The 22,035-nt window shown below is 72.4% G+C and carries 19 protein-coding genes and 1 riboswitch; of the genes, 10 read left to right on the forward strand and 9 right to left on the reverse strand.

Annotation, left to right across the window (positions count from 1 at the left end; translation table 11 throughout):
• Window positions 1-271: 271 nt before the first annotated feature.
• From BLW86_RS09740 to BLW86_RS09775, 8 genes are all read left to right on the forward strand, one after another.
• Window positions 272-1,291: a methyltransferase gene (locus BLW86_RS09740; protein ID WP_093873662.1), complete on the forward strand. Its 1,020-nt coding sequence runs from the start codon at window positions 272-274 to the stop codon at window positions 1,289-1,291.
• A complete protein-coding gene (locus BLW86_RS09745; RefSeq protein ID WP_093873663.1) occupies window positions 1,288-2,463 on the forward strand; it encodes a tryptophan 2,3-dioxygenase family protein in 1,176 nt (391 codons plus the stop codon). The genes BLW86_RS09740 and BLW86_RS09745 overlap by 4 nt, the downstream gene beginning before the upstream one ends.
• 103 nt (window positions 2,464-2,566) lie before the next feature.
• Window positions 2,567-3,718, forward strand: coding sequence for an enduracididine biosynthesis enzyme MppP (gene mppP / locus BLW86_RS09750; protein ID WP_256341270.1), 1,152 nt, complete (start codon window positions 2,567-2,569; stop codon window positions 3,716-3,718).
• Window positions 3,718-4,908 (forward strand): aminotransferase class I/II-fold pyridoxal phosphate-dependent enzyme, encoded by a 1,191-nt coding sequence (locus BLW86_RS09755; RefSeq protein WP_093873665.1) that lies wholly within the window; start codon window positions 3,718-3,720, stop codon window positions 4,906-4,908. Before mppP ends, BLW86_RS09755 begins: the two co-directional genes overlap by 1 nt.
• Complete coding sequence (mppR, locus tag BLW86_RS09760) at window positions 4,905-5,702, forward strand: enduracididine biosynthesis enzyme MppR (protein ID WP_093873666.1); 798 nt, start codon at window positions 4,905-4,907, stop codon at window positions 5,700-5,702. The genes BLW86_RS09755 and mppR overlap by 4 nt, the downstream gene beginning before the upstream one ends.
• A gap of 34 nt (window positions 5,703-5,736) precedes the next feature.
• Entirely contained in the window at window positions 5,737-5,949 is a 213-nt protein-coding gene (locus BLW86_RS09765; RefSeq protein ID WP_093873667.1) for an MbtH family protein, read from the forward strand.
• A complete protein-coding gene (locus BLW86_RS09770; protein WP_093873668.1) occupies window positions 5,949-6,860 on the forward strand; it encodes an alpha/beta fold hydrolase in 912 nt (303 codons plus the stop codon). The genes BLW86_RS09765 and BLW86_RS09770 overlap by 1 nt, the downstream gene beginning before the upstream one ends.
• 25 nt (window positions 6,861-6,885) lie before the next feature.
• The gene (locus BLW86_RS09775) at window positions 6,886-7,704 is read left to right on the forward strand and encodes a polyprenol monophosphomannose synthase (protein ID WP_093873669.1); all 819 of its coding nucleotides are present in this window, start codon (window positions 6,886-6,888) and stop codon (window positions 7,702-7,704) included.
• Here BLW86_RS09775 and BLW86_RS09780 read toward each other — a convergent pair.
• The 4 genes from BLW86_RS09780 to BLW86_RS09795 all read right to left on the reverse strand — a co-directional run bounded on the left by BLW86_RS09780 (window position 7,691) and on the right by BLW86_RS09795 (window position 13,232).
• Window positions 7,691-8,341 (reverse strand): thymidine kinase, encoded by a 651-nt coding sequence (locus BLW86_RS09780; RefSeq protein ID WP_093873670.1) that lies wholly within the window; start codon window positions 8,339-8,341, stop codon window positions 7,691-7,693. The two genes, BLW86_RS09775 and BLW86_RS09780, sit on opposite strands and share 14 nt — an antisense overlap.
• A 43-nt stretch (window positions 8,342-8,384) precedes the next feature.
• Window positions 8,385-9,590 (reverse strand): alkaline phosphatase family protein, encoded by a 1,206-nt coding sequence (locus BLW86_RS09785; protein WP_093873671.1) that lies wholly within the window; start codon window positions 9,588-9,590, stop codon window positions 8,385-8,387.
• Complete coding sequence (locus tag BLW86_RS09790) at window positions 9,590-10,186, reverse strand: DUF5998 family protein (protein WP_030687219.1); 597 nt, start codon at window positions 10,184-10,186, stop codon at window positions 9,590-9,592. The genes BLW86_RS09785 and BLW86_RS09790 overlap by 1 nt, the downstream gene beginning before the upstream one ends.
• A gap of 67 nt (window positions 10,187-10,253) precedes the next feature.
• The gene (locus BLW86_RS09795; protein WP_177181621.1) at window positions 10,254-13,232 is read right to left on the reverse strand and encodes a bifunctional acetate--CoA ligase family protein/GNAT family N-acetyltransferase; all 2,979 of its coding nucleotides are present in this window, start codon (window positions 13,230-13,232) and stop codon (window positions 10,254-10,256) included.
• 185 nt (window positions 13,233-13,417) lie between these two features.
• Here BLW86_RS09795 and BLW86_RS09800 point away from each other — a divergent pair, with 185 nt between their 5' ends.
• Window positions 13,418-13,699, forward strand: coding sequence for an HPr family phosphocarrier protein (locus BLW86_RS09800; RefSeq protein ID WP_015036698.1), 282 nt, complete (start codon window positions 13,418-13,420; stop codon window positions 13,697-13,699).
• Window positions 13,700-13,871: 172 nt separating this feature from the next.
• Here the strand turns inward: BLW86_RS09800 and BLW86_RS09805 are convergent, their stop codons facing one another.
• From BLW86_RS09805 to BLW86_RS09820, 4 genes are all read right to left on the reverse strand, one after another.
• Entirely contained in the window at window positions 13,872-14,555 is a 684-nt protein-coding gene (locus BLW86_RS09805) for a GntR family transcriptional regulator (protein ID WP_093873672.1), read from the reverse strand.
• Window positions 14,556-14,749: 194 nt separating this feature from the next.
• Window positions 14,750-15,520 (reverse strand): M23 family metallopeptidase, encoded by a 771-nt coding sequence (locus BLW86_RS09810; RefSeq protein ID WP_093873673.1) that lies wholly within the window; start codon window positions 15,518-15,520, stop codon window positions 14,750-14,752.
• Between the two features lie 12 nt (window positions 15,521-15,532).
• Window positions 15,533-15,698: riboswitch (cyclic di-AMP (ydaO/yuaA leader) on the reverse strand.
• A gap of 200 nt (window positions 15,699-15,898) precedes the next feature.
• Entirely contained in the window at window positions 15,899-17,296 is a 1,398-nt protein-coding gene (locus tag BLW86_RS09815; protein ID WP_093873674.1) for a M16 family metallopeptidase, read from the reverse strand.
• The gene (locus tag BLW86_RS09820; RefSeq protein ID WP_256341271.1) at window positions 17,293-18,642 is read right to left on the reverse strand and encodes a M16 family metallopeptidase; all 1,350 of its coding nucleotides are present in this window, start codon (window positions 18,640-18,642) and stop codon (window positions 17,293-17,295) included. Before BLW86_RS09820 ends, BLW86_RS09815 begins: the two co-directional genes overlap by 4 nt.
• A gap of 181 nt (window positions 18,643-18,823) precedes the next feature.
• Between BLW86_RS09820 and BLW86_RS09825 the strand changes: the two genes are divergently transcribed.
• A complete protein-coding gene (locus tag BLW86_RS09825; protein ID WP_093873676.1) occupies window positions 18,824-21,280 on the forward strand; it encodes a DNA gyrase/topoisomerase IV subunit A in 2,457 nt (818 codons plus the stop codon).
• Between the two features lie 70 nt (window positions 21,281-21,350).
• Here BLW86_RS09825 and BLW86_RS09830 read toward each other — a convergent pair whose 3' ends face one another.
• Entirely contained in the window at window positions 21,351-22,010 is a 660-nt protein-coding gene (locus BLW86_RS09830) for a TetR/AcrR family transcriptional regulator C-terminal domain-containing protein (protein WP_093873677.1), read from the reverse strand.
• Window positions 22,011-22,035: the final 25 nt, after the last annotated feature.

Below are 22,035 nucleotides of genomic sequence, written 5' to 3' on the forward strand. Positions count from 1 at the left end.
GCCTCCTGCCGCCCCTCGGCCTCCCTCGTGCCGACCCCGGACCGGGGCCGGAGCAGGAGGGCCGGGGAGCGGTCCCGAGCTGGGGGTTTCACTCTGCGGGCAACAAGATGGCCGATCCGCCACGCCCACCGAAATACTTCTCGACGACCCGGAGGATTCTTTACCACCGGCTAATGGGTGCACCGCGCCCGGAGATCTCGGCGGCCGCGTCGACAATTCGCCGCGCCGATGAAGGCTTGACAGTTCCCTTGCATCGATGGGCAGCGAAAAAATGATTCCTGCGAATCTGGAACGCGCCGTCTACGGAATGTACGCCACCCACGCCCTGCGCGTCGCGGACAGGCACGGCGTCTTCGAGCACCTGACACGACACGGCGGCGACAGCGCCGAGAAGATCGCGGCCGCCCTGAGCGTCGACGAGGACACCCTGGAGCGACTCCTGCTGGTGCTGGCCTCCTTCGGCGTCCTCGACGCGGAAGACGGGCGCTACGCCCTCGCGGCGGGCGTGCGGCCCTACGTCGACCGCGAGGACCCCCGCTACCTGATGGGATTCGTCGACCACCTGATCGACGACACCGCCGGACAGTTCGGACGGCTCGACGGCTACCTGCGCGTCGGCAAGGCCGAGACCGACCGGGACGTGCCGGCTCCGTTCGAGTCCCTCTACCGCGACGACGAGTCGGTGGGCCGCTTCCTGAACGCGATGTGGGGCCTCAGCCACCACGTCTCGCACGAGCTCGCCGCCCTGGCCGACCTGGGCGACTCCCGGCGGCTGATCGACGTCGGCGGGGCGAGCGGACCCTTCTCGGTGGCCGCTCTGCACGCCTTTCCGCAGCTGCGCTCGACCGTGTTCGACCTCCCCCAGGTCGGTCCCCACCTGATCGCGCGGGCCGTCGAGCACAAGCTCGACGACCGGCTGGACTTCGCGGCCGGCGACTTCTTCCGCGATCCGCTGCCGGCCGGCGACTGCTTCGCCTTCGGCTACATCCTGTCCGACTGGGACGACGAGACCTGCGCGGCGCTGCTGCGCAAGGCCTACGAGGCGTGCCTCCCCGGCGGCCGGGTCCTGATCATGGAGCGGCTCTTCGACGACGACCGCGGCGGCCCGCTCGCCACGGCCGTCATGAACCTCTCCATGCACGTCGAGACCGAGGGCCGGCACCGTACGGCCGCCGAGTACCTGGAGCTGCTGCGCCGCGCCGGCTTCACGGACGGCACCGTACGGCGCTCCGGCGGCGACAAGCACCTGGTCATCGGTCGGCGGCGCACCGAGAGCGAGGCCGGGCGATGAACGCCGTACGCTCCCTCGCCCCGGCCCGCTCGCGGGAACTGCCCGCGTCCTGCGCCGAGTTGGCCGACCGGCTGCACGGCACGCCCCTCGCCGAGCTGCCCGAGGAGGAGGTCATCCGGCTGTCCGAGCGCCACGACGCGGCCGTGGCCGGACCGGAGACCGACGAGAACGAGATCCTGCGGCTCCTGACCCGCCCGTTCAGCCGGCGCCTCGACATACCCGAGTACTACCGGTACGCCGGACTGCACGTGGCTGGCTGGTACCTCGCCCGGCGGGAGGACCCGTACGAGGCGAGCCTGCTGCTTCTGCACGCGCTCGTGACCGACCTGATCGCGCTGGAGGAGCGCGAGGCCGGGCTGCACGAGACGACCGTCGAGGAGGGCGCGGAACGCGTGCGCCGCCTGGAGGCCGTCCTCGACCACCTGGGCAGGTCCCCGCTCGGCCCGGACCGCACCATGGCGAGCGCCGAGCTGGTCCGGCTCGCCGACCACGACGACGTGCTGGTCCGCGACCTGCTCGTGGTCAACCGCTGCTCGGGGTTCCGCCGGTCGGACAAGCACGACGAGCACATGTTCATGCGCTCCGTGCAGGCCTGCGAGATCCTCTTCTTCCTCGTCCGCTGGACCGCGCGCCGCGCCACCGAGGCGATCGGCCGCGACCGCGCCGCGTACGTCCTGCGCCTGAGCCAGTTCGCCTCGGCGGCCGAGCTCCTGAACGTCGTCTTCCACGCGCTGCGGACGCTGACCCCGGAGCTCTTCATGGGCTTCCGGGAGGCGACCGGGAACGCCAGCGCGGTCCAGTCGCTCAACTACCACCTGATGGAGCTGGTGGTGTACGGCTACGACGAACGGAAGACCGAGACCTACGGGCGGTTCGCGCACCTGGCCCCGGTCAGCAGTCCGCTGCTGCGCGGGTTCACGTCCCTGCGGGACGCCGCGGCCGGCGCCGGCGACCCCGACGTCCGCGAGGCGTTCGAGGCGGGCGAGGCGCCGCTGCACGTCTGGCGCGGCCGGCACTACGGATTCGGACGCCGCTATCTCCCGGAGATGACGGGGTCCGGCGGCACCGAGGGTGCCGGTTACCTCAAACGCTTCGTCGGAAAAGCCGGACTGGCCTCCGGTGACCGTATCGACGATGCCGAGCAGTTGCTCACCCGGTTCGCCTTCTGCTGACGGAGGTCACTCGATTCCTATCCCGGCGCCCGAGCGCCGGTGAGTCCCGGCACCTGCCGTGGCTCCAAGCACGCTTCGCCCGCCACTCGTTCAAGGGGTGCTTGTGAACAGAATTCTGCCGAAAGTCTCCGCGGAGAACCTGACCCAATTCGAGACCCTCGCCCTCGCCAGTCCGATGAACCTGGCCGACGGACACGCGCGCCAGCAACTCACGGCCGCGCAGAGCAAGATCGTCTCCGAGCTGCCGGACATGTGGGCCGAGGCCGTCCTGCGCCCGGTGGACGAGATCGAGCGGGAGGCCGCCGAGTCGTTCTTCGGCATGCTCGGCCAGCACGGTCATCCGTTCGCCGCCGGGCGGACGCTGAGCTGCTACTCGTCCTCCGTGGCCATGGAGATCCTCGCCCGCTCGCTGGTCACCACGACCGACGCGGTGGCGCTGATCCACCCCACCTTCGACAACATCCCCGACATCCTGCGCGGGGTCGGCCTGCGGCTCGTGCCGGTCGAGGAGGAGTCGGCCCACGACGAGGACCTGCCGGCCGAGCTGCTCGAACAGGTCGGCTGCGTCTTCATCACGACGCCGAACAACCCGACCGGGCGGGTGATGAGCGAGGACCGGCTGCGCCGGCTCGCCGAGCAGTGCGCCGAGCACGGCGTGGTGCTGGCCCTGGACACCTCGTTCAGGGGCTTCGACCCCGCCGCGCAGTTCGACCACTACGCCGTGCTCGACGCGAGCGGCTGCCGCTGGGTGGTCATCGAGGACACCGGCAAGCTGTGGCCCACGCTCGAACTCAAGATCGGCTGGCTGGTCCGCTCGGCCGATGTGGACCTGCCGATCGAGAAGATCCACTCGGACATCCTGCTCGGCACCTCGCCGCTGGTCCTGCTCCTGGTGAAGCGCTTCGCGGACGACGGGGCGGACGGCGGCCTGGCCGAGCTGCAGCGGACGATCGCCGACCACCGGGCCCTCGTGCGTGCCGCTCTCGACGGCGTGCCCGACATCGCCTTCGTCGACGAACACGCCCGGGCCAGCGTGGAGCGCCTGCACGTGGGCTCGCGGCTGGGCATGGACGTCTGGTCGGCGGTCCGCTCCCAGAGCCTCTACGTGCTGCCCTGCCAGAAGTTCCACTGGGCGAGGCCGCAGGAGGGCGAGCGGATGCTGCGCCTGGCCCTCTCGCGCAACCCGTCCACCCTGCTCGCGGGCGCGCGGGTGCTGCGCTCGGCCCTGCTGGACACGTCGGAGCTGCAGGGCTGATGCTTCGACCGCATACGGCGGTCCCGCCGCTCCCGCACGCCCGCTGGTGGCGTGCGGGGGTGGTGCAGGCCGTCTCCCCGCCCGGCGTCATCGACCTGGAGCCCGGCTACCTCGAACCGGGCCTGCTGCCGGTCGACGAGGTGCGTCCGCTCTACGCGGAGGCCCTCGCCGAGTTCGGCCCCGCCGCGCTCGGTTACGGTGCCAACGCCGGAGCCGAGCCGCTGCGCGCCCTGCTGGCCGCCCGTCACGGCTGCACGGCCGAGGAGGTCATGGTCACCGCCGGCACCTCGCAGGCGCTGGCCCTGTTGTGCACCGTCCTCGGCCGGCCCGGCCGGTCCGTCCTGGTCGAACGCACCTGTTACGACCTGGGCCGGAAGATCATGACCGACCACGGTCTGCGCCTGCGCGAGGTGGACGCGGACGGTGAGGGCGTACGGCCCGAGGCCCTGGACCGGTCCCTGTCCCTGTTCTCGTCCCGGGGCGACGAGGTGGCGTTCGTCTACCTGACGCCGACGTTCCACAACCCGACCGGCACGGTCGCGGGCGAGGCGCGCCGCCGGGAGCTGCTCGCCGTCGCCGCCCGGCACGGCGTGCCGATCGTGGAAGACGACGCGTACGCGGAGTTGGGCCTGGACCGCATCGCCCTGCCGCCCTCGCTCGCCGCGCTGGCCGGACGGCGGGGCGTGATCCGGCTCGGCTCGTTCGCCAAGACACTCGGACCGGGCCTGCGGCTGGGCTGGCTGGAGGCCGAACCGGACCTGATCAGGACGCTGACCGGCCGTGGTCAGCTGGTCAGTGGCGGAGCGCTCAACCATCTGACCTCCCTGGCCGTGACCATGCTCATGGGGGACGGCCGCTACGACCGGCGCCTCTCCTGGCTGCGCGAGGGACTCCGACTGCGACGCGACACCCTCGTGGCGGCCCTGCGGGTCGGCCTGGGCGAGTCGGTGACCGTCGACTGTCCGGCCGGCGGTTTCTTCCTCTGGCTGGACTTCGGCCCGCGACGCGGCGAGGCGTCGTTGCTCGCCGCGGCCGGCCGGGCGGGTGTCGCGGTGGCACCGGGCTCCCGCTACGGCAGCGCGGCCGGCACCCATCTGCGGCTCGCGTACAGCCTCAACTCCCCCGACCGTCTGGCGGAGGCCGCCGCGCGGCTCGTCGCCGCCTGGAGAAACGAGGAGACCCCTCGATGACCAGTTCCGTCCTCAGCCGCCTGCGCGGCTACAGTCTTCCGCTCTCCCCCTCCGGCACCTCGGCCATGTTGACTCCCCCGCCGTGGCACTTCTCCGGCGAGGTCGTCATGGTCGACTACCGCGTGGATCCGGCGGCAGCGGCGGCGTTCCTCCCGCCCGAGCTCGACCTCGGCGCCGACCCGGGGCGGGCCGCCGCGGTCTTCGCGCACTGGCAGTGGTGCTCGGAGCCGGGCACCGAGCTGGCCGATCCGGGCACCAGCCAGTTCGGCGAGTTCCTGATCCTGCTCGGCTGCGAGTACCGCGGCCGCCCCCTGGCCCGGTGCCCGTACGCCTGGGTCGACCAGCCCGTGCCGCTGCTGCGCGGCTGGGTGCAGGGAATGCCGAAGCAGTTCGGCGAACTGCACCAGACCCGGCCGATGCGCGTCGGCAAGGCGGGGCCCCTGGGCTCGGCCGCGGGCACGTACCACGGCACCGCGTCGACCGGAGGCCGCCGGTTCGTCCAGGCCTCGGTGAGCGTGACCGCTCCGGCCGCCGAACCGCCGGCGCTGCACACCGTGCCGCTGGTGCACAGCCGGGTCCAGCCGTCCTGGGTCACCGGGGAGGAGCCTCCCGTCGAGCTGGTGACCTCGACCGTCACGGGGGTCGAGTTCTCCGAGGTGTGGTCGGGCGACGCGCACCTCGAGATGTTCGACGTGCTCGACGCGGACTTCGCCTCGCTGCGACCGGTATCGGTCGGGCGCGGCCATGTCTTCGGATACGCCGAGACCCTCGTCTCCGGCCGGACACTCGCCTGACCCCCCTCCCCAGAAGGACCAGAAGGAGCAGAAGATGACCAATCCGTTCGACGCCCCCGACGCGACCTTCAAGGTGCTGGTCAACGACGAGGGGCAGCATTCGCTCTGGCCCGCCTTCGCCGCCGTTCCCGAGGGTTGGCGGATCGCGCTGGCCGACACGGACCGCGCGACCTGCCTCGCGTACGTCGAGGAGCACTGGACCGACATGCGTCCGAAGAGCCTGGCCGACCGCATGACCGCACGCTGATGGGCGTCGCGACCGTCGGCGGCGTACGGCTGCACTACGACGACATCGCCGGCCCGGCGGGCGGGGAGCCGGTCGTCCTGGTCATGGGCGCGGGCGGTCGCGGGCGGGCGTGGCACCTCCACCAGGTACCGGCGCTCGTCGCGGCCGGCCATCGGGTGATCACGTACGACTCCCGGGGCGTGCCTCCCAGCGACCCCGGCGAGGCGGGTCTGACGGTCGGCGATCTCGCGGCCGACCTGGCGGCGCTCGTCGAGCACCTGGACGCCGGTCCCTGCCGACTGGTGGGGACCTCGCTCGGCGCGCACGTGGTGGAGGAACTGCTGCTGACCCGGCCCGAGTTGGCCACCGCCGCCGTGCTGATGGCCACCCGAGGCCGCAACGACCGACTGCGCGCGGCCGCCGCCCGGGCCGAGATCGAGCTGCTGGACTCCGGCATCACGCTGCCGCGGCGGTACCACGCGGCCCTGCAGGCGATCCAGAACCTGTCCCCGCACACCCTCAACGACGACATCGAGGTGTCCGACTGGCTGTCGGTGTTCGAGCAGTCGCTGTCCACCGGCCCGGGACTGCGGCACCAGCTCGCCATCACGCCGGACCCCGGCCGCCTCGCGGCCTACGCCACGATCACCACGCCGTGTCTGGTCCTGGCCTTCGCCGACGACCTGGTCACACCCCCGCACCTGGTCGCCGAGGTGGCCGAGGCCATCCCCGGCGCCGTCCACCGTCTGATCAACCGCGCGGGCCACTACGGGTATCTGGAGCGGCCGGAGGAGGTGAACCGCCAGATCCTCGATTTCTTCCGCGCCGTTCCGGCCCGCCCCCTCGGAGGTGTCCCACCGGTCGGGTCGGCAGGCCACCCCTTCGCCCGGGCGGGCCGTGCCGCGCCCCACGCCCGGGTCACCAGCCCCTGAACCGTTTCCGACCGAGGAGCCGTCGATGGCCGTCGTGTCCCCGAAGACCGTTGTCGTCGTGCCGACCTACAACGAGCGGGACAACCTGCCCGTGCTGGCCGGTCTGCTCGCGGACCTGCCGGTGCCGAACCTGCATCTGCTCGTGGTCGACGACGACTCGCCCGACGGCACCGGCGAGGTCGCGGACAAGCTCGCCGCCGACGCGCCGGACACCGTCGGCGTGCTGCACCGCCGCACCAAGGACGGACTCGGCCGCGCCTACCTCGCCGGAATGGCCCGTGCGCTGGACGAGGGTGCCGACGTCGTGGTCCAGATGGACGCCGACCTCTCGCACCCGGCCTCGGCGATCCCCGTCATGCTCGACACGCTGCTGACGGAGGACGCCGCCGCCGTGATCGGTTCGCGCTACGTGGCCGGCGGCTCGACCGCCTCCGAGTGGCCCCGGTCCCGCAGGGCGCTGTCGGCCTGGGCCAACGTCTACGTGAACGCGATCCTGCGGCTGGGCCTGAAGGACGCCACCGCCGGGTTCAAGGCATGGCGGGCCGAGACACTGCGCGCGCTCGACCTGGACTCCGTGCACAGCAACGGGTACTCCTTCCAGGTCGAGATGAACCACCGGGCCGTCAGGCGGGGGTTCACCCTCCTCGAAGTGCCGATCCACTTCGAGGAGCGCGGGCAGGGCACGTCGAAGATGGATCTGGGGGTACAGCTCGAATCCGCCCTCACCCCGTGGAGGCTGCGCTTCGGCGGCGGGCAGGGCCGGGACCTCACGGTCCGAGGTCACGTCCGAGGCGGTCGGGAGGAGGGTGGGAGCGGCGGGCCCGCGCGGGTCAGTCCGAGGTGACCGGCAGCACGTCGGGCGAGAGGGCGCCCGCCCGGGCGGAGGCCGAGGTGGCCCGGCGGCGGTGGTGGCGGCGGCAGAGGACCTCGTAGCCGATCTCCTCTGCCGGACGGTTCACGTCCCCGACGACGACCTGCTCGCCCTCGACGACCATCTCGCCGCCCACCGTGCGGGCGTTGTGCGTGGCGCGGGCACCGCACCAGCACAGCGCCTCGACCTGGAGCTGCTCGATCCGGTCCGCCAGCTCGATCAGCCGCTGCGAGCCCGGGAACAGCTTCGTGCGGAAGTCCGTCGTGATCCCGAAGGCGAAGACGTCCAGGTCGAGGTCGTCGACGATGCGGGCGAGCTGGTCGATCTGCTCCGGGGCGAGGAACTGGGCCTCGTCCACGATCACGTAGTCGGCCTTGCCGCCCTGGGAGAGCTGGGTGACCAGGTACGCGTACAGGTCCATGTCCCGCGGTGCCTCGACCGCCTCCGTCACCAGGCCGAGCCGGGAGGACAGCTTGCCCTCGCCCGCCCGGTCGTCGCGGGTGAAGATCACGCCCTGAAGCCCCCGCGCATCGCGGTTGTGGGCGATCTGGAGCGCCAGGGTGCTCTTCCCGCAGTCCATGGTTCCGGAGAAGAAGACCAGCTCGGGCATGACGGAACAGGGACCTTTCGGGTCGTGGGAGTGGGGGCGGCGATCAGGAGCGGACTTCGAGCAGCGGGACGAGCTGCTCCGCGGGGGTCATGGACCCGTGCATGCCAACCATCGCGGACTCGTTGGGCTCGTTGACGGAGGCGGTGATCGCCACGTCGTCGTGGGCCGCGACGACGACGTCGCCGATCCGGCCGTACACCCGATCGTCGATCTCGGCACCGAACCAGCCGAGGGAGATGGCCTCGTCCCGGCTCGCCACCCAGAACTGCTCGCCGACGACCTCGCGCCAGCAGGTGAGGACGTCCGTCTCGGCGCCGGGCACGGCGTAGACGTGGCGGGCCCGTCCCTCGCCGCCGAGGAGGGCGACGCCCGCGCTCAGCTCCCAGTCCTCGTCGAAGTCGATGCGGTGCTGCTCGTCGAAGGGGATGTCGACCATGCCGTGGTCGGCCGTGACGTACAGGGCCGAGCGCGGCGGCAGCTGCTCGGCGAGCCGCTGCACGAGCCGGTCGACGAACATCAGCTGGCCGCGCCAGGCGTCGGAGTCGATGCCGAAGCGGTGGCCCGCGCCGTCGAGTTCGCTGTAGTACGTGTAGACCAGCGAGCGGTCGCCGGCGGCGAGCTGCTCGGCGGCGAAGTCCATGCGCTCCTCGCCGGAGAGCCGCCCGTGAAACGTTCCGCCACTGAGCGCGACCTTGGTGAGCGGGGTCTGCTCGAAGATCGGGGACGACACCTGGGCGGTGTGGATCCCGGCCTCGTGGGCGAACTGGAAGACGGTGGGGTACGGCTGCCAGACCTGCGGCGCGGTCCACGGCTTCCAGCGCAGCTGGTTCATCAGCTCGCCGGTCTCCGGGTTGCGCACGGTGTAGCCGGACAGTCCGTGCGTCCCGGGGTGGCTGCCGGTGCCCACGGAGGCGAGCGAGGTCGCGGTGGTGGCGGGGAAGCCGGCGGTGATCGGGCGGCCCGTGCCGCCCCGCGAGGAGCCGAGGAGCGAGGTCAGGTACGGGGCCTCGTCCGGATGCGCCTTGATCTGCTCCCAGCCGAGTCCGTCGATCAGGAAGACGCAGTTCCGGTCGGCCGGGGCCAGCTCCGCGATCCGCGCCTCGAAACCGGGCACGTCCTGGCCCGCCACGAGCGTCGGCAGCAGGTCGCCGAGCGAGCCGGAGGCGTACTCGGGCACCGGCGCGGTCTCCGGGGCGAGCGGGACCGGGTCGTCGGGCCAGCCGTGGGTCACGGCGGTGGGCTGGACCATCAGCGGGTGGGCGCGGCGGTCGCCGCGATGGCTTCGGAGAGGGCCTGGGCGAACGCGAGGGTCTGCCGGACGGTGTCCGGGCCGTCGCCGGCGTCGCTCACGCGCAGGCTGAGGTCGTCGGCGGTGGCGTTGCCGGTGTAGCCGTGGTCGGCGTCGCAGTTGGGGTCGCCGCAGGCGGCGGGCTCCAGGTCGATGCGGGAGACGGCGCCCCAGCCGATGGTGAGGACCACCTCGCGGGGCAGCGTGCCCGGGGTGTACGACTCGGGGTTGGCGACGACGCGGCTGACGACGACCGACGAGATCCGGTCGAGCTTCACGGACTCGGTGGAGGTGGTGGCGTACGGCGTCGGGGAGCTCGTGTCGGCGGACTGCTCGTCGGTGTGGCTGACGATGAAGCGGTGCGGCGTCAGGACGAGGACGGTGACGTGGCGCCGGACCTCGTTCGCGTCGAAGGTGGTCTCCTGGTGGACCACGTACGACGCGATGGCCTCGCCGCCGACGGCGGCCTCCACCGCCTCGGCCACGAGGGCCGGGTAGTAGCCGCTGCGCTCGATCGCCGCGCGCAGCCCCTGGGTCGTCGTACCGCTCTTTGCCATGGACTCCATCCTACGGGGCCGAGGGGCCCCCTCAGGCCCGTCCACGACGGGGCGGGCCCCGCGGACCTCAGTAACGGGGCAGGCTCCGCGGCCCGAGGTCGGTGCGGGGCGCGGGCGGGGCCAGCCGGACGGTCGCGCCGAGGACGGAGAGTCCGCGGGGCGCCACGACCACCGGCTCCAGGGAGACCGCGACCACCTCGGGGTGGTCGTCGACGAGCCGGGAGACCCTCAGCAGCAGCTCTTCCAGAGCCGGGGTGTCGACCGGGGCGGAGCCGCGCCAGCCGAAGAGCAGCGGGGCGGTGCGGAGGGAACGGACGAGCTCGGCGGCGTCCCGGTCGGTGGCCGGAACCAGCCGGTGGGCCGTGTCGCCGAGCAGCTCCGAGGCCGCGCCCGAGAGGCCGAAGGAGAGGACGGCGCCGACGGCCGGGTCGATCGCCGAGCGCACGACGGTGTCGACGCCCCGGGGCACCATCGCCTGGACGACCGGCTGGAGCTCCTCCGGCTTGCCGAGCACCTCGGTCAGCTCGGCGTAGGCCGTGCGCAGCTGCCCCTCGGTGGCGAGGTCCAGCCGGACGCCCCCGAGGTCGGGGCGGTGGCGGAGGTGGGGGGCGGTCGTCTTGAGCGCGACGGGGTAGCCGAGCCGGGCGGCGGCCGCGACGGCGGCGTCGGGCCCGGGCGCGGGGAGGGTCGGCAGGACGGTGATGCCGTACCGGGCGAGCAGCGCCCCGGCCTCCTCGGTGTCGAGGGTCACACCGCGGGCGTCCACCTCGTCGGCGCCGAGGACCCCCTCGATGAGCGCGGCGGCCCCGGCCTCGTCGATGTCCTCGTACTCGGGCACCCGCCCGGGATCGGCGGCCTGCCGTCGCCACTGCCCGTACCGCACGGCCTCGGCGAGGGCCCGCACGGCCCGCTCGGCGGCGGGGTAGGCGGGGATGGTGGCCCCCGAGGGGGCGTCGGGCCGCGTCGGGGTGGTGCCCGTGGCCGCCTCGGGACGCGGCGAGGACGCCGGGCCGGCCCCGGAACCGGGACCTCCCGCTCCCACCGGACCGGCGGGGGGCGCTTCGGGGCGGGCCCCCACCGGAGCACCGCCGGAACGGTTCTCCGGGGTGAGGGCCCCGCGCCCCGCCGCCGTCGGCCGGGTGCTCGTCGCCACCGCGAGGGCCTCCGCGAGGCCGCCCATCTCGACGTGGACGACGACGACCGGCTTCGTCGGCGCGGGGGCGGAGGCGACGGCCTCGCGGAGGGCGGCCGCGAGCACCTCGCCGTCGCCGAACTCGGTGGCCCCGTCCTCGCCCACCCAGGGGATCGCGTTGACGACGACCGCGTCGGACGTCTCGTCGGCGAGCGCCGCCGCGAGCGCGTCCCGGAAGTCCGCCGGGACCGCCGCCGTCGTGAGGTCGAGCGGCCGCAGCGGGCGCAGCCCCTCGGTCAGGCAGGCGTCGTACGTGAGGAGGCCGAGCGACTCGGAGTTGCCGAGGATCGCGACCCTGGGTCCGGCGGGCAGCGGCTGGGCGGCGAGGAGCAGTCCTGCGTCGACGAGTTCGGTGACGGTGTCGACGCGGATGACCCCGGCCTGGCGGAGCAGGGCGGAGACCGTGGCGTGCGGGATGCGGGTGACCGGCACCCGGTGGCCGGGCGGGGCGCTGCCGCTGTGCCGGGCGCCCTTGACGACCACGACCGGCTTGACGGCGGCGGTGCGGCGGGCGAGCCGGGTGAACTTCCGCGGATTGCCGATCGACTCCAGGTAGAGGAGGACGACGTCGGTGCCGGGGTCGTCGTACCAGTGCTGGAGGAAGTCGTTGCCGGAGACGTCGGCGCGGTTGCCGGCCGAGATGAAGGAGGAGAGCCCCGCGCCGCGCCGGTGCAGTCCGGCGAGGAGGGCGATCCCGATGGCGCCGGACTGGGTGAAGAGCCCGATCCGCCCGGCGGCCGGCATCTGTGGGGCGAGGGAGGCGTTGAGCCGGACGTCGGCGGCGGTGTTGATGATCCCGAAGGCGTTGGGGCCGATGATCCGCATGCCGTACGAGCGGGCCTGCCGTACGAGCTCGCGCTGGCGCTCGCGGCCGGCGGCCCCGCTCTCGGCGTATCCGGCGGAGAGCACGACGAGGCCGCGCACTCCGTGTTCGCCGCAGTCCGCGACGGCCTCGGGCACCCGCTCGGCGGGGACGGCGACGACGGCCAGGTCCACCGGTTCGCCGATGGCGCCGACGGAGGGGTGGGCGGGGACGCCGTCGAGCTCGGTCTCTCCGGTGAGCGCGGCGTTCACCGCGTACACCCGTCCCGTGAAGCCGGCGCCGAGGAGGTTGCGGAGCACGGTCCGGCCGACGCCGCCGGGTGCGCGTCCGGCGCCGACGACGGCCACGGACCGGGGGGTGAGGAGGCGCTGCACGGAGCGCGCCTCGGCGCGCTGCTCCCGCGCGCGCTGGACGGCGAGGGAGCGGTCGGTCGGTTCGAGGTCGAGGTGGAGGCGGACGGAGCCGTCCTCGAAGCTGCGCTTCTGGGTGTAGCCCGCGTCGGTGAAGACCTTGATCATCTTGGTGTTGGCGGGGAGCACCTCGGCGGCGAAGCGCCGGATGTCCCGCTCGCGCGCGACCGCCGCGATGTGTTCGAGGAGGGCGGAGGCGACGCCCCTCCCCTGGTGCGCGTCCTGGACCAGGAAGGCGACCTCGGCCTCGTCGGCGGGGGCCGAGGCGGGCAGCCCCCGCTCGTCGATGCGGTCGTAGCGGACGGTGGCGATGAACTCGCCGCCGACGGTCGCCGCGAGCCCGACCCGGTCCACGAAGTCGTGGTGGGTGAAGCGGTGCACGTCCTTGGCGGACAGGCGCGGGTAGGGGGCGAAGAAGCGGTAGTACTTCGACTCGTCCGAGACCTGCTCGTAGAAGCTGACGAGCCGGTCGGCGTCGTCGGCCGTGATGGGCCTGATGCGCGCGGTGCCGCCGTCGCGGAGCACCACGTCCGCCTCCCAGTGGTCGGGGTAGGCGTGCTCCGGCGGCGCCGGGGGTGCCGGTGGTTCCGCCGCTTCCGACTGCTCCGACGCGCTCTGCATGGGGTCAGCCTACGACCGCGACACGACTGCGGCACCGGTCGCGGCGCGGGGGTGCGCGATGCAAGGTGTTGCAAGGTAGGGAGGGCCGAAGGGCGGTCCGGTCCGGGCCGGAGGTCGGCGTGAGCACCGCGCAACCCGTGAGAGACTGGTCTAGACAACCCGCTTGAGACTTGAAGGGCAACACCATGGCTGAGCGCCGCGTCAACGTCGGCTGGGCCGAGGGCCTGCACGCCCGCCCCGCGTCCATCTTCGTCCGTGCCGCCACGGCTTCCGGCGTGCCGGTGACGATCGCCAAGTCCGACGGCACCCCCGTGAACGCCGCCTCCATGCTCGCGGTGCTCGGTCTGGGCGCGCAGGGCGGCGAGGAGATCGTTCTCGCTTCGGAGGCCGACGGCGCCGAGGCCGCCCTCGACCGCCTGGCGAAGCTGGTCGCCGAGGGCCTGGACGAGCTGCCCGAGACCGTCTGACCCCGGTCCCCCGCACGACGAATGGCCGTGGCCGCCGGAATTCCGGCGGCCACGGCCATTCGCTTTCCCCGGGCCCTGTCCACCAATAGAGAGACCCGTAACAGAGAGACCCGTTTCCAGGCAGCGCGAAATACCGGGCCCGAATGCCTTCTCTTTGTATACGGCGCGCGTGTTAATTCCGGGCACTCGTCGTGTTGACGGCATGTTGCGAGACCCTCACACGGCCGCGCTCCGGATTTTTCAATCGGTACAGCGGCAGTGAACGCTCCGCGTGCAGCGCGGTCAGCGCCCGCGCCCGCTCGGCGTCGCCGCGCGCCACGGCGTCCACGATCGCGCCGTGCTCGGCCCAGGCCTCGACCGGCTGGGCGGGCTGCTCCACGACGTGCGTCCAGGCGATCTTGTGCCGCAGCTGGGTGAGCAGCGCCGTGAGGGCCGGGCTCCCGGAGGCCTGCGCCAGGGTCTCGTGGAACCATCCGCCGAGCGAGCGCAGGTCCTCGCCCTGACCGCGCCTGGCCCGCTCCTGCCCCAGCCTGACCAGGCCGCGCAGCACCTTGAGGTGCGACTCGGTGCGCCGCTGCGCGGCCCGGGCGGCGCCCAGCGGTTCGAGCAGCGCCCGCATGTCGAGGAGATCGGCGGCCTCCTGCTCGGTCGGCTCGGCGACCTGGGCGCCCGCGTGGCGGCGGGTGACGACGAAGCCCTCGGACTCCAGGGTGCGCAGCGCCTCGCGGACCGGGACCCGGGAGACCCCGTACCGGCGGGCGAGCTGCTCCTCGGTCAGCCGAGCACCCCGCTCGAACACGCCGGAGACGATGTCGTCCCGGATCGCCGTGCATACCGACTGCGCGGGAATGCGCATGTCCGACCTCCGCCTTGGTGCGCGCGAGACAATTCGAGCGGCGCCTGTTCTGCGCCGATCTTCGACTCTATTGCAGCACGCCGGAATTTCCGATGCCCCGGCGGAATCCATGGGTGTCTTCCGGTCAGCGAAAAGCCCCGGCTCAGTACGAGCCGGGGCTTTTGCGACGCGGTGCGCGGCGTGGCGGGACGGGGTCAGACGTTGACGCCGCGGGCGCGGAGGTACGTGATCGGGTTGATGTCCGAGCCGTACTCGGGGCTCGTGCGCGCCTCGAAGTGGAGGTGCGGGCCGGTGGAGTTGCCGGTCGAACCCGAGATGCCTATCTGCTGGCCCGGCTCGACGGTCTGGCCGACGTAGACCTCGATGGAGGAGAGGTGCCCGTACTGGGTGTACGTGCCGTCGTTCATCCGGATGACGATGTTGTTGCCGTACGCGCCGCCCCAGCCGGCCTCGACGACGGTGCCGGAGCCGACGGAGACGACCCGGGTGCCGTAGGCGGCGTGGAAGTCGATGCCGGAGTGGCTGCCGGAGGACCAGAGCGAGCCGCCGGTCTTGTAGCCGGTGGAGACGTACGAGCCGGCGACGGGGAGCTGGAAGGAGGCCAGGCGGCGGCGCTCGGCCTCGCGGGCGGCGCGCTCGTGCTCCAGGCGGATCTCCTTGGCGCGGGCCTCGGCCTTGCGCTTCGCCTCGGCCTTGGCCTTCGCCTTGGCGATGGCCTCGACGGCCTCCTGCTCCTGGGCGGCGGCCTGGGCGTTGATCCGGTCGACGAGGGAGTCCTCGGTGATCACCTGGGTGAGACCGGTGTCCTCGACGGAGCGGTTGTCCGTGTCGGCGGCGAGCGCCGGGGAGGCGAGGGTTCCGATGACGCCGGTGGTGGCGAGCGTCGCGGCGCCGGCGATGCCCACGCTGCGGCGCGCCATCCGGCTCGGAGCACGATGCTTCCCGGTGGCACGGGTGAACGCCATGTAAGGGCTGATCCTTTCCTTCCCTCTCGCCTACCGGGTTAGCTGACGGGTTCGGAGCAGGAAGGTCTCCTACGAGCCCCTCCGTACGAGACGAAGGCGCCCGATTCACCCCAGGGACTGCGTGTGGGTCCCCGGCTCCCCAGGCTCGCGCCTGACGGGGACTCGGCGATGACTGTCCGATGCCGCGGCTGCGGCACGTGCAACTGACGAACAGCCGCCCCGACGCTATGCGGATCGTCTTTCAATCACCAACCGGACAGGACTTTTGTAAGACATGCCACAGGGCAAACGATCACCCTTGATCCCAATACGGACATAGGGGAGGACCCCGACGAACTATGCCGCCGAGGCCCTCCCGTTGTCGTCCCGGAGCCGGAATCAGCCCGTCACGACGGTCACTTCACCGATGCCGAGCGCGCGCACCGGCTCCGCGATCTGCGCCGCGTCGCCGACGAGCACGGTGACGAGCCGGTCCACCGGGAAGGCGCTGACGACGGCGGCCGTCGCCTCGACGGTGCCGGTCTCGGCCAGGCGCGCGTACAACTGGGCCTGGAAGTCGTCCGGGAGGTGCTGCTCGACCTGGTCGGCGAGCGTCCCGGCGACCGAGGCGGCCGTCTCGTACTTGAGGGGCGCCACCCCGACGAGGTTCTGCACGGCCGTCTCGCGCTCCGCGTCGGTGAGGCCCTCGGCGGCGAGGGTGCGCAGCACCTTCCACAGGTCCTCGAGAGCCGGGCCGGTGTTGGGGGTGTCGACGGATCCGCTGATGGCGAGCATCGCGGCGCCGTTCCCCTCGGCGTCCGAGCGGAGCACCTGGCCGAAGGCCCGCACGCCGTACGTGTAGCCCTTCTCCTCGCGCAGGACCCGGTCCAGACGCGAGGTCAGGGTGCCGCCGAGGCAGTACGTGCCGAGGACCTGGGCCGCCCAGACGCGGTCGTGCCGGTCGGGGCCGATCCGGCCGATCAGCAGCTGCGTCTGGACGGCGCCGGGGCGGTCCACGATGACGACCCGTCCGGTGTCGTCGGCGGTGATCGGCGGCATCGGGAGCGGCTCGGCCGGCTCACCGGTCCAGGCACCCAGCGTCTCGGCGAGGACCTTGTCGAGGTCGACCCCGGTCAGGTCGCCGACGACCACCGCGGTGGCCGTGCCCGGCCGGACGTACGCGTCGAAGAAGGCGCGGACGGCGGCGGCGTCGATCGCGGTGACGGTCTCCTCGGTGCCCTGGCGCGGCCGGGACATCCGGGACTCCGCCGGGAACAGCTCCTTGGAGAGCTGCTTGGCCGCGCGGCGCGCCGGGTTGGCCGTCTCGTGCGGGATCTCGTCGAGACGGTTGCGCACCAGGCGCTCGATCTCGGTCTCCAGGAACGCCGGGGCGATCAGGGCCTCGGCGAGCAGACCGAGCGCCTTGGGCAGCCGGGAGACGGGGACCTCCAGGGAGACCCGTACGCCCGGGTGGTCGGCGTGCGCGTCGAGCGTGGCGCCGCAGCGCTCCAGCTCGGCCGCGAACTCCTCGGCGCTGTGCTGGTCGGTGCCCTCGGAGAGCGCGCGGGCCATGATGGTGGCGACACCGTCGAGACCGGCGGGCTCGGCGTCCAGCGGGGCCGGCAGGAAGATCTCCACGGCGACGACCTGCTGGCCGGGACGGTGGCTGGTGAGCACGGTCAGACCGTTGTCCAGCTTCCCGCGGTCCGGGGCCGGGAAGGCCCACGGCCTGGCGGCGCCCGGCTGGGGCTGCGGATGGAAGTCCATGCTCGTCAAAGACACGGCAGCGTCGGTCACTGGTCCGCTCCCTCTTCCTCGTCGCCGTTCTCGCTCTGCTCGGTCGCCAGGGGCTCGTAGACGAGCACCGCGCGGTTGTCGGGACGCAGCTTGGCCGCGGCGACCGCCCGCACCTCCTCGGCGGTGACCTCCAGGACGCGGTCGACGGCGGTCAGGGCGAGCTGCGGGTCGCCGAACAGCACGGCGAACCGGCACAGTTCGTCGGCGCGGCCGGCGACGGTCCCGAGCCGGTCCAGCCACTCGCGCTCCAACTGGGCCTGCGCGCGCTCCATCTCCTCGGGCGTGGGGCCCTCCTCTGCGAACCGGGCCAGCTCCTCGTCGACGGCCGCCTCGATCTGCGGGACCTCGACGCCCCCGGAGGTCTTGACGTCCAGCCAGCCCAGCGAGGGCGCCCCGGCGAGCCGCAGCAGGCCGAAGCCGGCGGCGACGGCCGTACGGTCACGGCGGACCAGGCGGTTGTGCAGGCGGGAGGACTCCCCGCCGCCCAGGACCGTCAGGGCCAGGTCGGCGGCGTCGCACGCGCGCGTGCCGTCGTGCGGCAGCCGGTAGGCGGCCATCAGCGCGCGCGCCGGGACCTCCTCCTCGACGACCTCGCGCAGCTGCTCGCCGATGACCTCGGGCAGGTCGCCGGAGCGCGGCTCGGGCTTGCCGTCATGGGCGGGGATCGAACCGAAGTACTTCTCGACCCACGCGAGCGTCTGCACCGGGTCGATGTCGCCGACGACGGACAGCACCGCGTTGTTCGGGGCGTAGTACGTGCGGAAGAAGTTCCGCGCGTCCTCCAGGGTGGCCGCGTCCAGGTCGGCCATGGAGCCGATCGGCGTGTGGTGGTAGGGGTGGCCCTCCGGGTAGGCGAGGGCGGTCAGCCTCTCGAAGGCCGTGCCGTACGGCACGTTGTCGTAGCGCTGGCGGCGCTCGTTCTTGACGACGTCCCGCTGGTTCTCCATGGACTCGTCGTCCAGGGCGGCGAGCAGCGAGCCCATGCGGTCGGCCTCCAGCCAGAGCGCGAGCTCCAGCTGGTGCGTGGGCATGGTCTCGAAGTAGTTGGTGCGCTCGAAGCTCGTCGTGCCGTTGAGCGAGCCGCCGGCGCCCTGCACCAGCTCGAAGTGGCCGTTCCCGTGCACCTGCTTCGACCCCTGGAACATCAGGTGCTCGAAGAGGTGGGCGAGGCCCGTGCGGCCCTTGACCTCGTGACGCGAGCCGACGTCGTACCAGAGGCAGACCGCGGCGACCGGGGTCAGGTGGTCCTCGGAGAGCACCACGCGCAGGCCGTTCGCCAACCGGTGCTCGGTCGCTGTCAGGCCGCCGGAGCCGGCCTCGGCCGTGGCCGTGTGACCCATGGGCATGTACGTCCCTTCGATCGCGATGTGAAAAAGTCCTGCCACTGTATGCAAGCGCGCCGACACCTGGCGAAGTTCCCGACCCTTCGTGATGTCCCTCTTCCGGGTCGCGGTCGGCGTTGTCGGTGGCACGGTCCACAATGGTCCGCGTCAGATCAACCATGTTGGTGAAGGAGCCGCAGCCGCGATGGCCCGCCGCAGCACGAAGACACCGCCGCCGGACGACGCGTTCGAGGAGCGAATCCTCGACATCGACGTCGTCGACGAGATGCAGGGCTCCTTCCTCGAGTACGCGTACTCGGTGATCTACTCGCGTGCCCTCCCCGATGCCCGCGACGGCATGAAGCCCGTCCAGCGCCGCATCGTCTACCAGATGGGCGAGATGGGGCTCCGCCCCGACCGCGGCTTCGTCAAGTGCGCCCGTGTCGTCGGCGAGGTGATGGGCAAGCTCCACCCGCACGGCGACGCGTCGATCTACGACGCGATGGTCCGCATGGCGCAGCCCTTCTCCATGCGTCTCCCCCTCGTCGACGGCCACGGGAACTTCGGCTCCCTGGGCAACGACGACCCGCCGGCCGCCATGCGGTACACCGAGTCGCGGATGGCCCCGGCCGCGCTCCTCATGACCGAGTCCATCGACGAGGACACGGTCGACTTCGCGCCGAACTACGACGGCCAGGAGCGGGAGCCGGTGGCGCTCCCCGCCGCCTACCCGAACCTGCTGGTCAACGGCGCGTCCGGGATCGCGGTCGGCATGGCGACGAACATGCCCCCGCACAACCTCGGCGAGGTCGTCGCGGCCGCCCGCCACCTGATCCGCCACCCGAACGCCGACCTCGAGACGCTGATGCGCTTCGTGCCCGGCCCCGACCTGCCGACCGGCGGCCGGATCGTCGGCCTCTCCGGCATCAAGGACGCGTACGAGTCGGGCCGCGGCTCCTTCAAGATCCGCGCCACCGCGACCGTGGAGACCGTGACGGCGCGCCGCAAGGGCATCGTCGTGACCGAGCTGCCCTTCACGGTGGGCCCCGAGAAGGTCGTCTCCAAGATCAAGGACCTGGTCGGCTCCAAGAAGCTCCAGGGCATCGCGGACGTCAAGGACCTCACCGACCGCAGCCACGGCCTGCGTCTGGTCATCGAGATCAAGAACGGCTTCGTGCCCGAGGCGGTCCTGGAGCAGCTCTACAAGCTGACGCCGATGGAGGAGTCCTTCGGCATCAACAACGTGGCGCTGGTCGACGGACAGCCGCTGACCCTCGGCCTCAAGGAGCTCCTGGAGGTCTACCTCGACCACCGCTTCGAGGTGGTCCGGCGCCGCTCCGAGTTCCGCCGTACCAAGAAGCGCGACCGGCTCCACCTGGTCGAGGGCCTCCTCGTCGCACTGCTCGACATCGACGAGGTCATCCGGCTCATCCGGGAGAGCGAGAACTCCGCCCAGGCCAAGGAGCGCCTGATGGAGCGCTTCTCGCTGAGCGAGATCCAGACGCAGTACATCCTGGACACCCCGCTGCGCCGCCTCACCAAGTTCGACCGCATCGAGCTGGAGACCGAGCGCGACCGCCTCAACGGCGAGATCGACGAGCTGACCGGGATCCTCGACTCCGACGCGGAGCTGCGCAAGCTGGTCTCGGCGGAGCTGGCGGCCGTCGCCAAGAAGTTCGCCACGGACCGGCGGACGGTCCTCCTGGAGTCGGCGGGCGCGCCCGTCACGGCCGTGTCCCTGGAGGTCGCGGACGACCCGTGCCGCGTGCTGCTCTCCTCTACGGGCCTGCTGGCCCGGACGGTGACCGAGCACCTCCCGCCCGCGGAGGACGGCAAGCGGTCCAAGCACGACGTGATCGTCTCGGCGGTCGCGGCCACCCAGCGCGGTGACGTCGGCGTGGTGACCTCGGCCGGCCGGCTGCTGCGCCTCCCGGTGATCGACCTGCCGCAGCTCCCGGACACCGCGAGCACCCCGAACCTGGCGGGCGGCGCACCGCTGTCGGAGTTCCTCTCCCTGGAGGCGGACGAGACGGTGGTCTGCCTGACCACCCTTGAGGAGTCCTCACCGGGCCTCGCCCTCGGCACGCTGCAGGGCGTGGTGAAGCGCGTGGTTCCGGACTACCCGGCGAACAAGGACGAGCTGGAGGTCATCACCCTCAAGGACGGTGACCGGATCGTCGGCGCGACGGAGCTGCGGACGGGCGAGGAGGACCTGGTCTTCATCACCTCCGACGCCCAGCTGCTGCGCTACCAGGCCTCACAGGTGCGGCCCCAGGGCCGCCCGGCGGGCGGCATGGCGGGCATCAAGCTCACCGCGGGCGCCGAGGTGATCTCGTTCACGGCCGTCGACCCGGCGGCCGATGCCGTGGTCTTCACCGTCGCGGGCTCCACGGGCACCCTGGACTCCTCGACGGGCACGTCGGCGAAGCTGACCCCCTTCGACCAGTACCCGCGCAAGGGCCGCGCCACCGGCGGCGTCCGCTGCCAGCGCTTCCTGAAGGGCGAGGACGTCCTGACCTTCGCCTGGGCGGGCGCCACCCCGGCCCGCGCCGCCCAGAAGACCGGCACCCCGGTGGAACTGCCCGAGGCGGACCCCCGCCGCGACGGCTCGGGCACGCCACTGGCGAAGCCGGTGGACGTGGTGGCCGGCCCGGCGAGCTAGCCGGTCTCCGGGTTCCGTTTCGTACGCCCCCCGTTCCGCGCCGTCGCGCGGGGCGGGGGGCGTCGTCGTGTCACGCGCCGGGCGCGTAGGTCGCCTGGATCCCGGCGACGATCAGGCGCAGTCCCTCTTCGAAGCGGCTGTCGTAGTCGGTGAAGATCTCCGCCCCGGCGGCGGCCGCGAGCGGGAAGTCGGCGAGGCGTTCCGCGCGCTGGTCGACGTCGAAGCCCTCACGGGTCTGTCCGGGCGCCTCTTCGGTGCCCTGTTCCTCGGTGACGAAGCCGAGCGTGTACATGTACGCGGTGGTGCTGGCCCGCACCGCGTCGCGCAGCGAGAAACCCGCGTCGACGAGGGCGCCGAGCTGCTCCTCCATGTCGGCGGCGTGGTCGGTGCCGGTGAAGCGGGCGCCGCTGTAGACCTTGGCGCCGTCGCGGTAGCGCAGCAGCCCCGCGCGCAGGCCCCGGTTGACCGCCAGGATCCGCTCCTGCCAGCTCACGTCACCGGGCGGCCGGGCCGCGGGGTCGGCGACCATCTGCCGGTACATCACGGTCGCCATCTCGTCGAGCAGCGCCTGCTTGTTCTTGAAGTGCCAGTAGAGCGCGGGCGCCTGGACATGCAGCTCCTGGGCGATGGCGCGCAGTGTGAGTCCTTCGAGACCGCGCTCGTTCAGCAGGCGCAGGGCGGTCTCCGCCACCGTCTCGGGTTGCAGCCGGGTCGTCTTCTTGGTCACCACCCCGTCACGTTATCCCCTTGACAAC

This window comes from Streptomyces sp. TLI_105 (assembly GCF_900105415.1).
Lineage (GTDB): Bacteria > Actinomycetota > Actinomycetes > Streptomycetales > Streptomycetaceae > Streptomyces.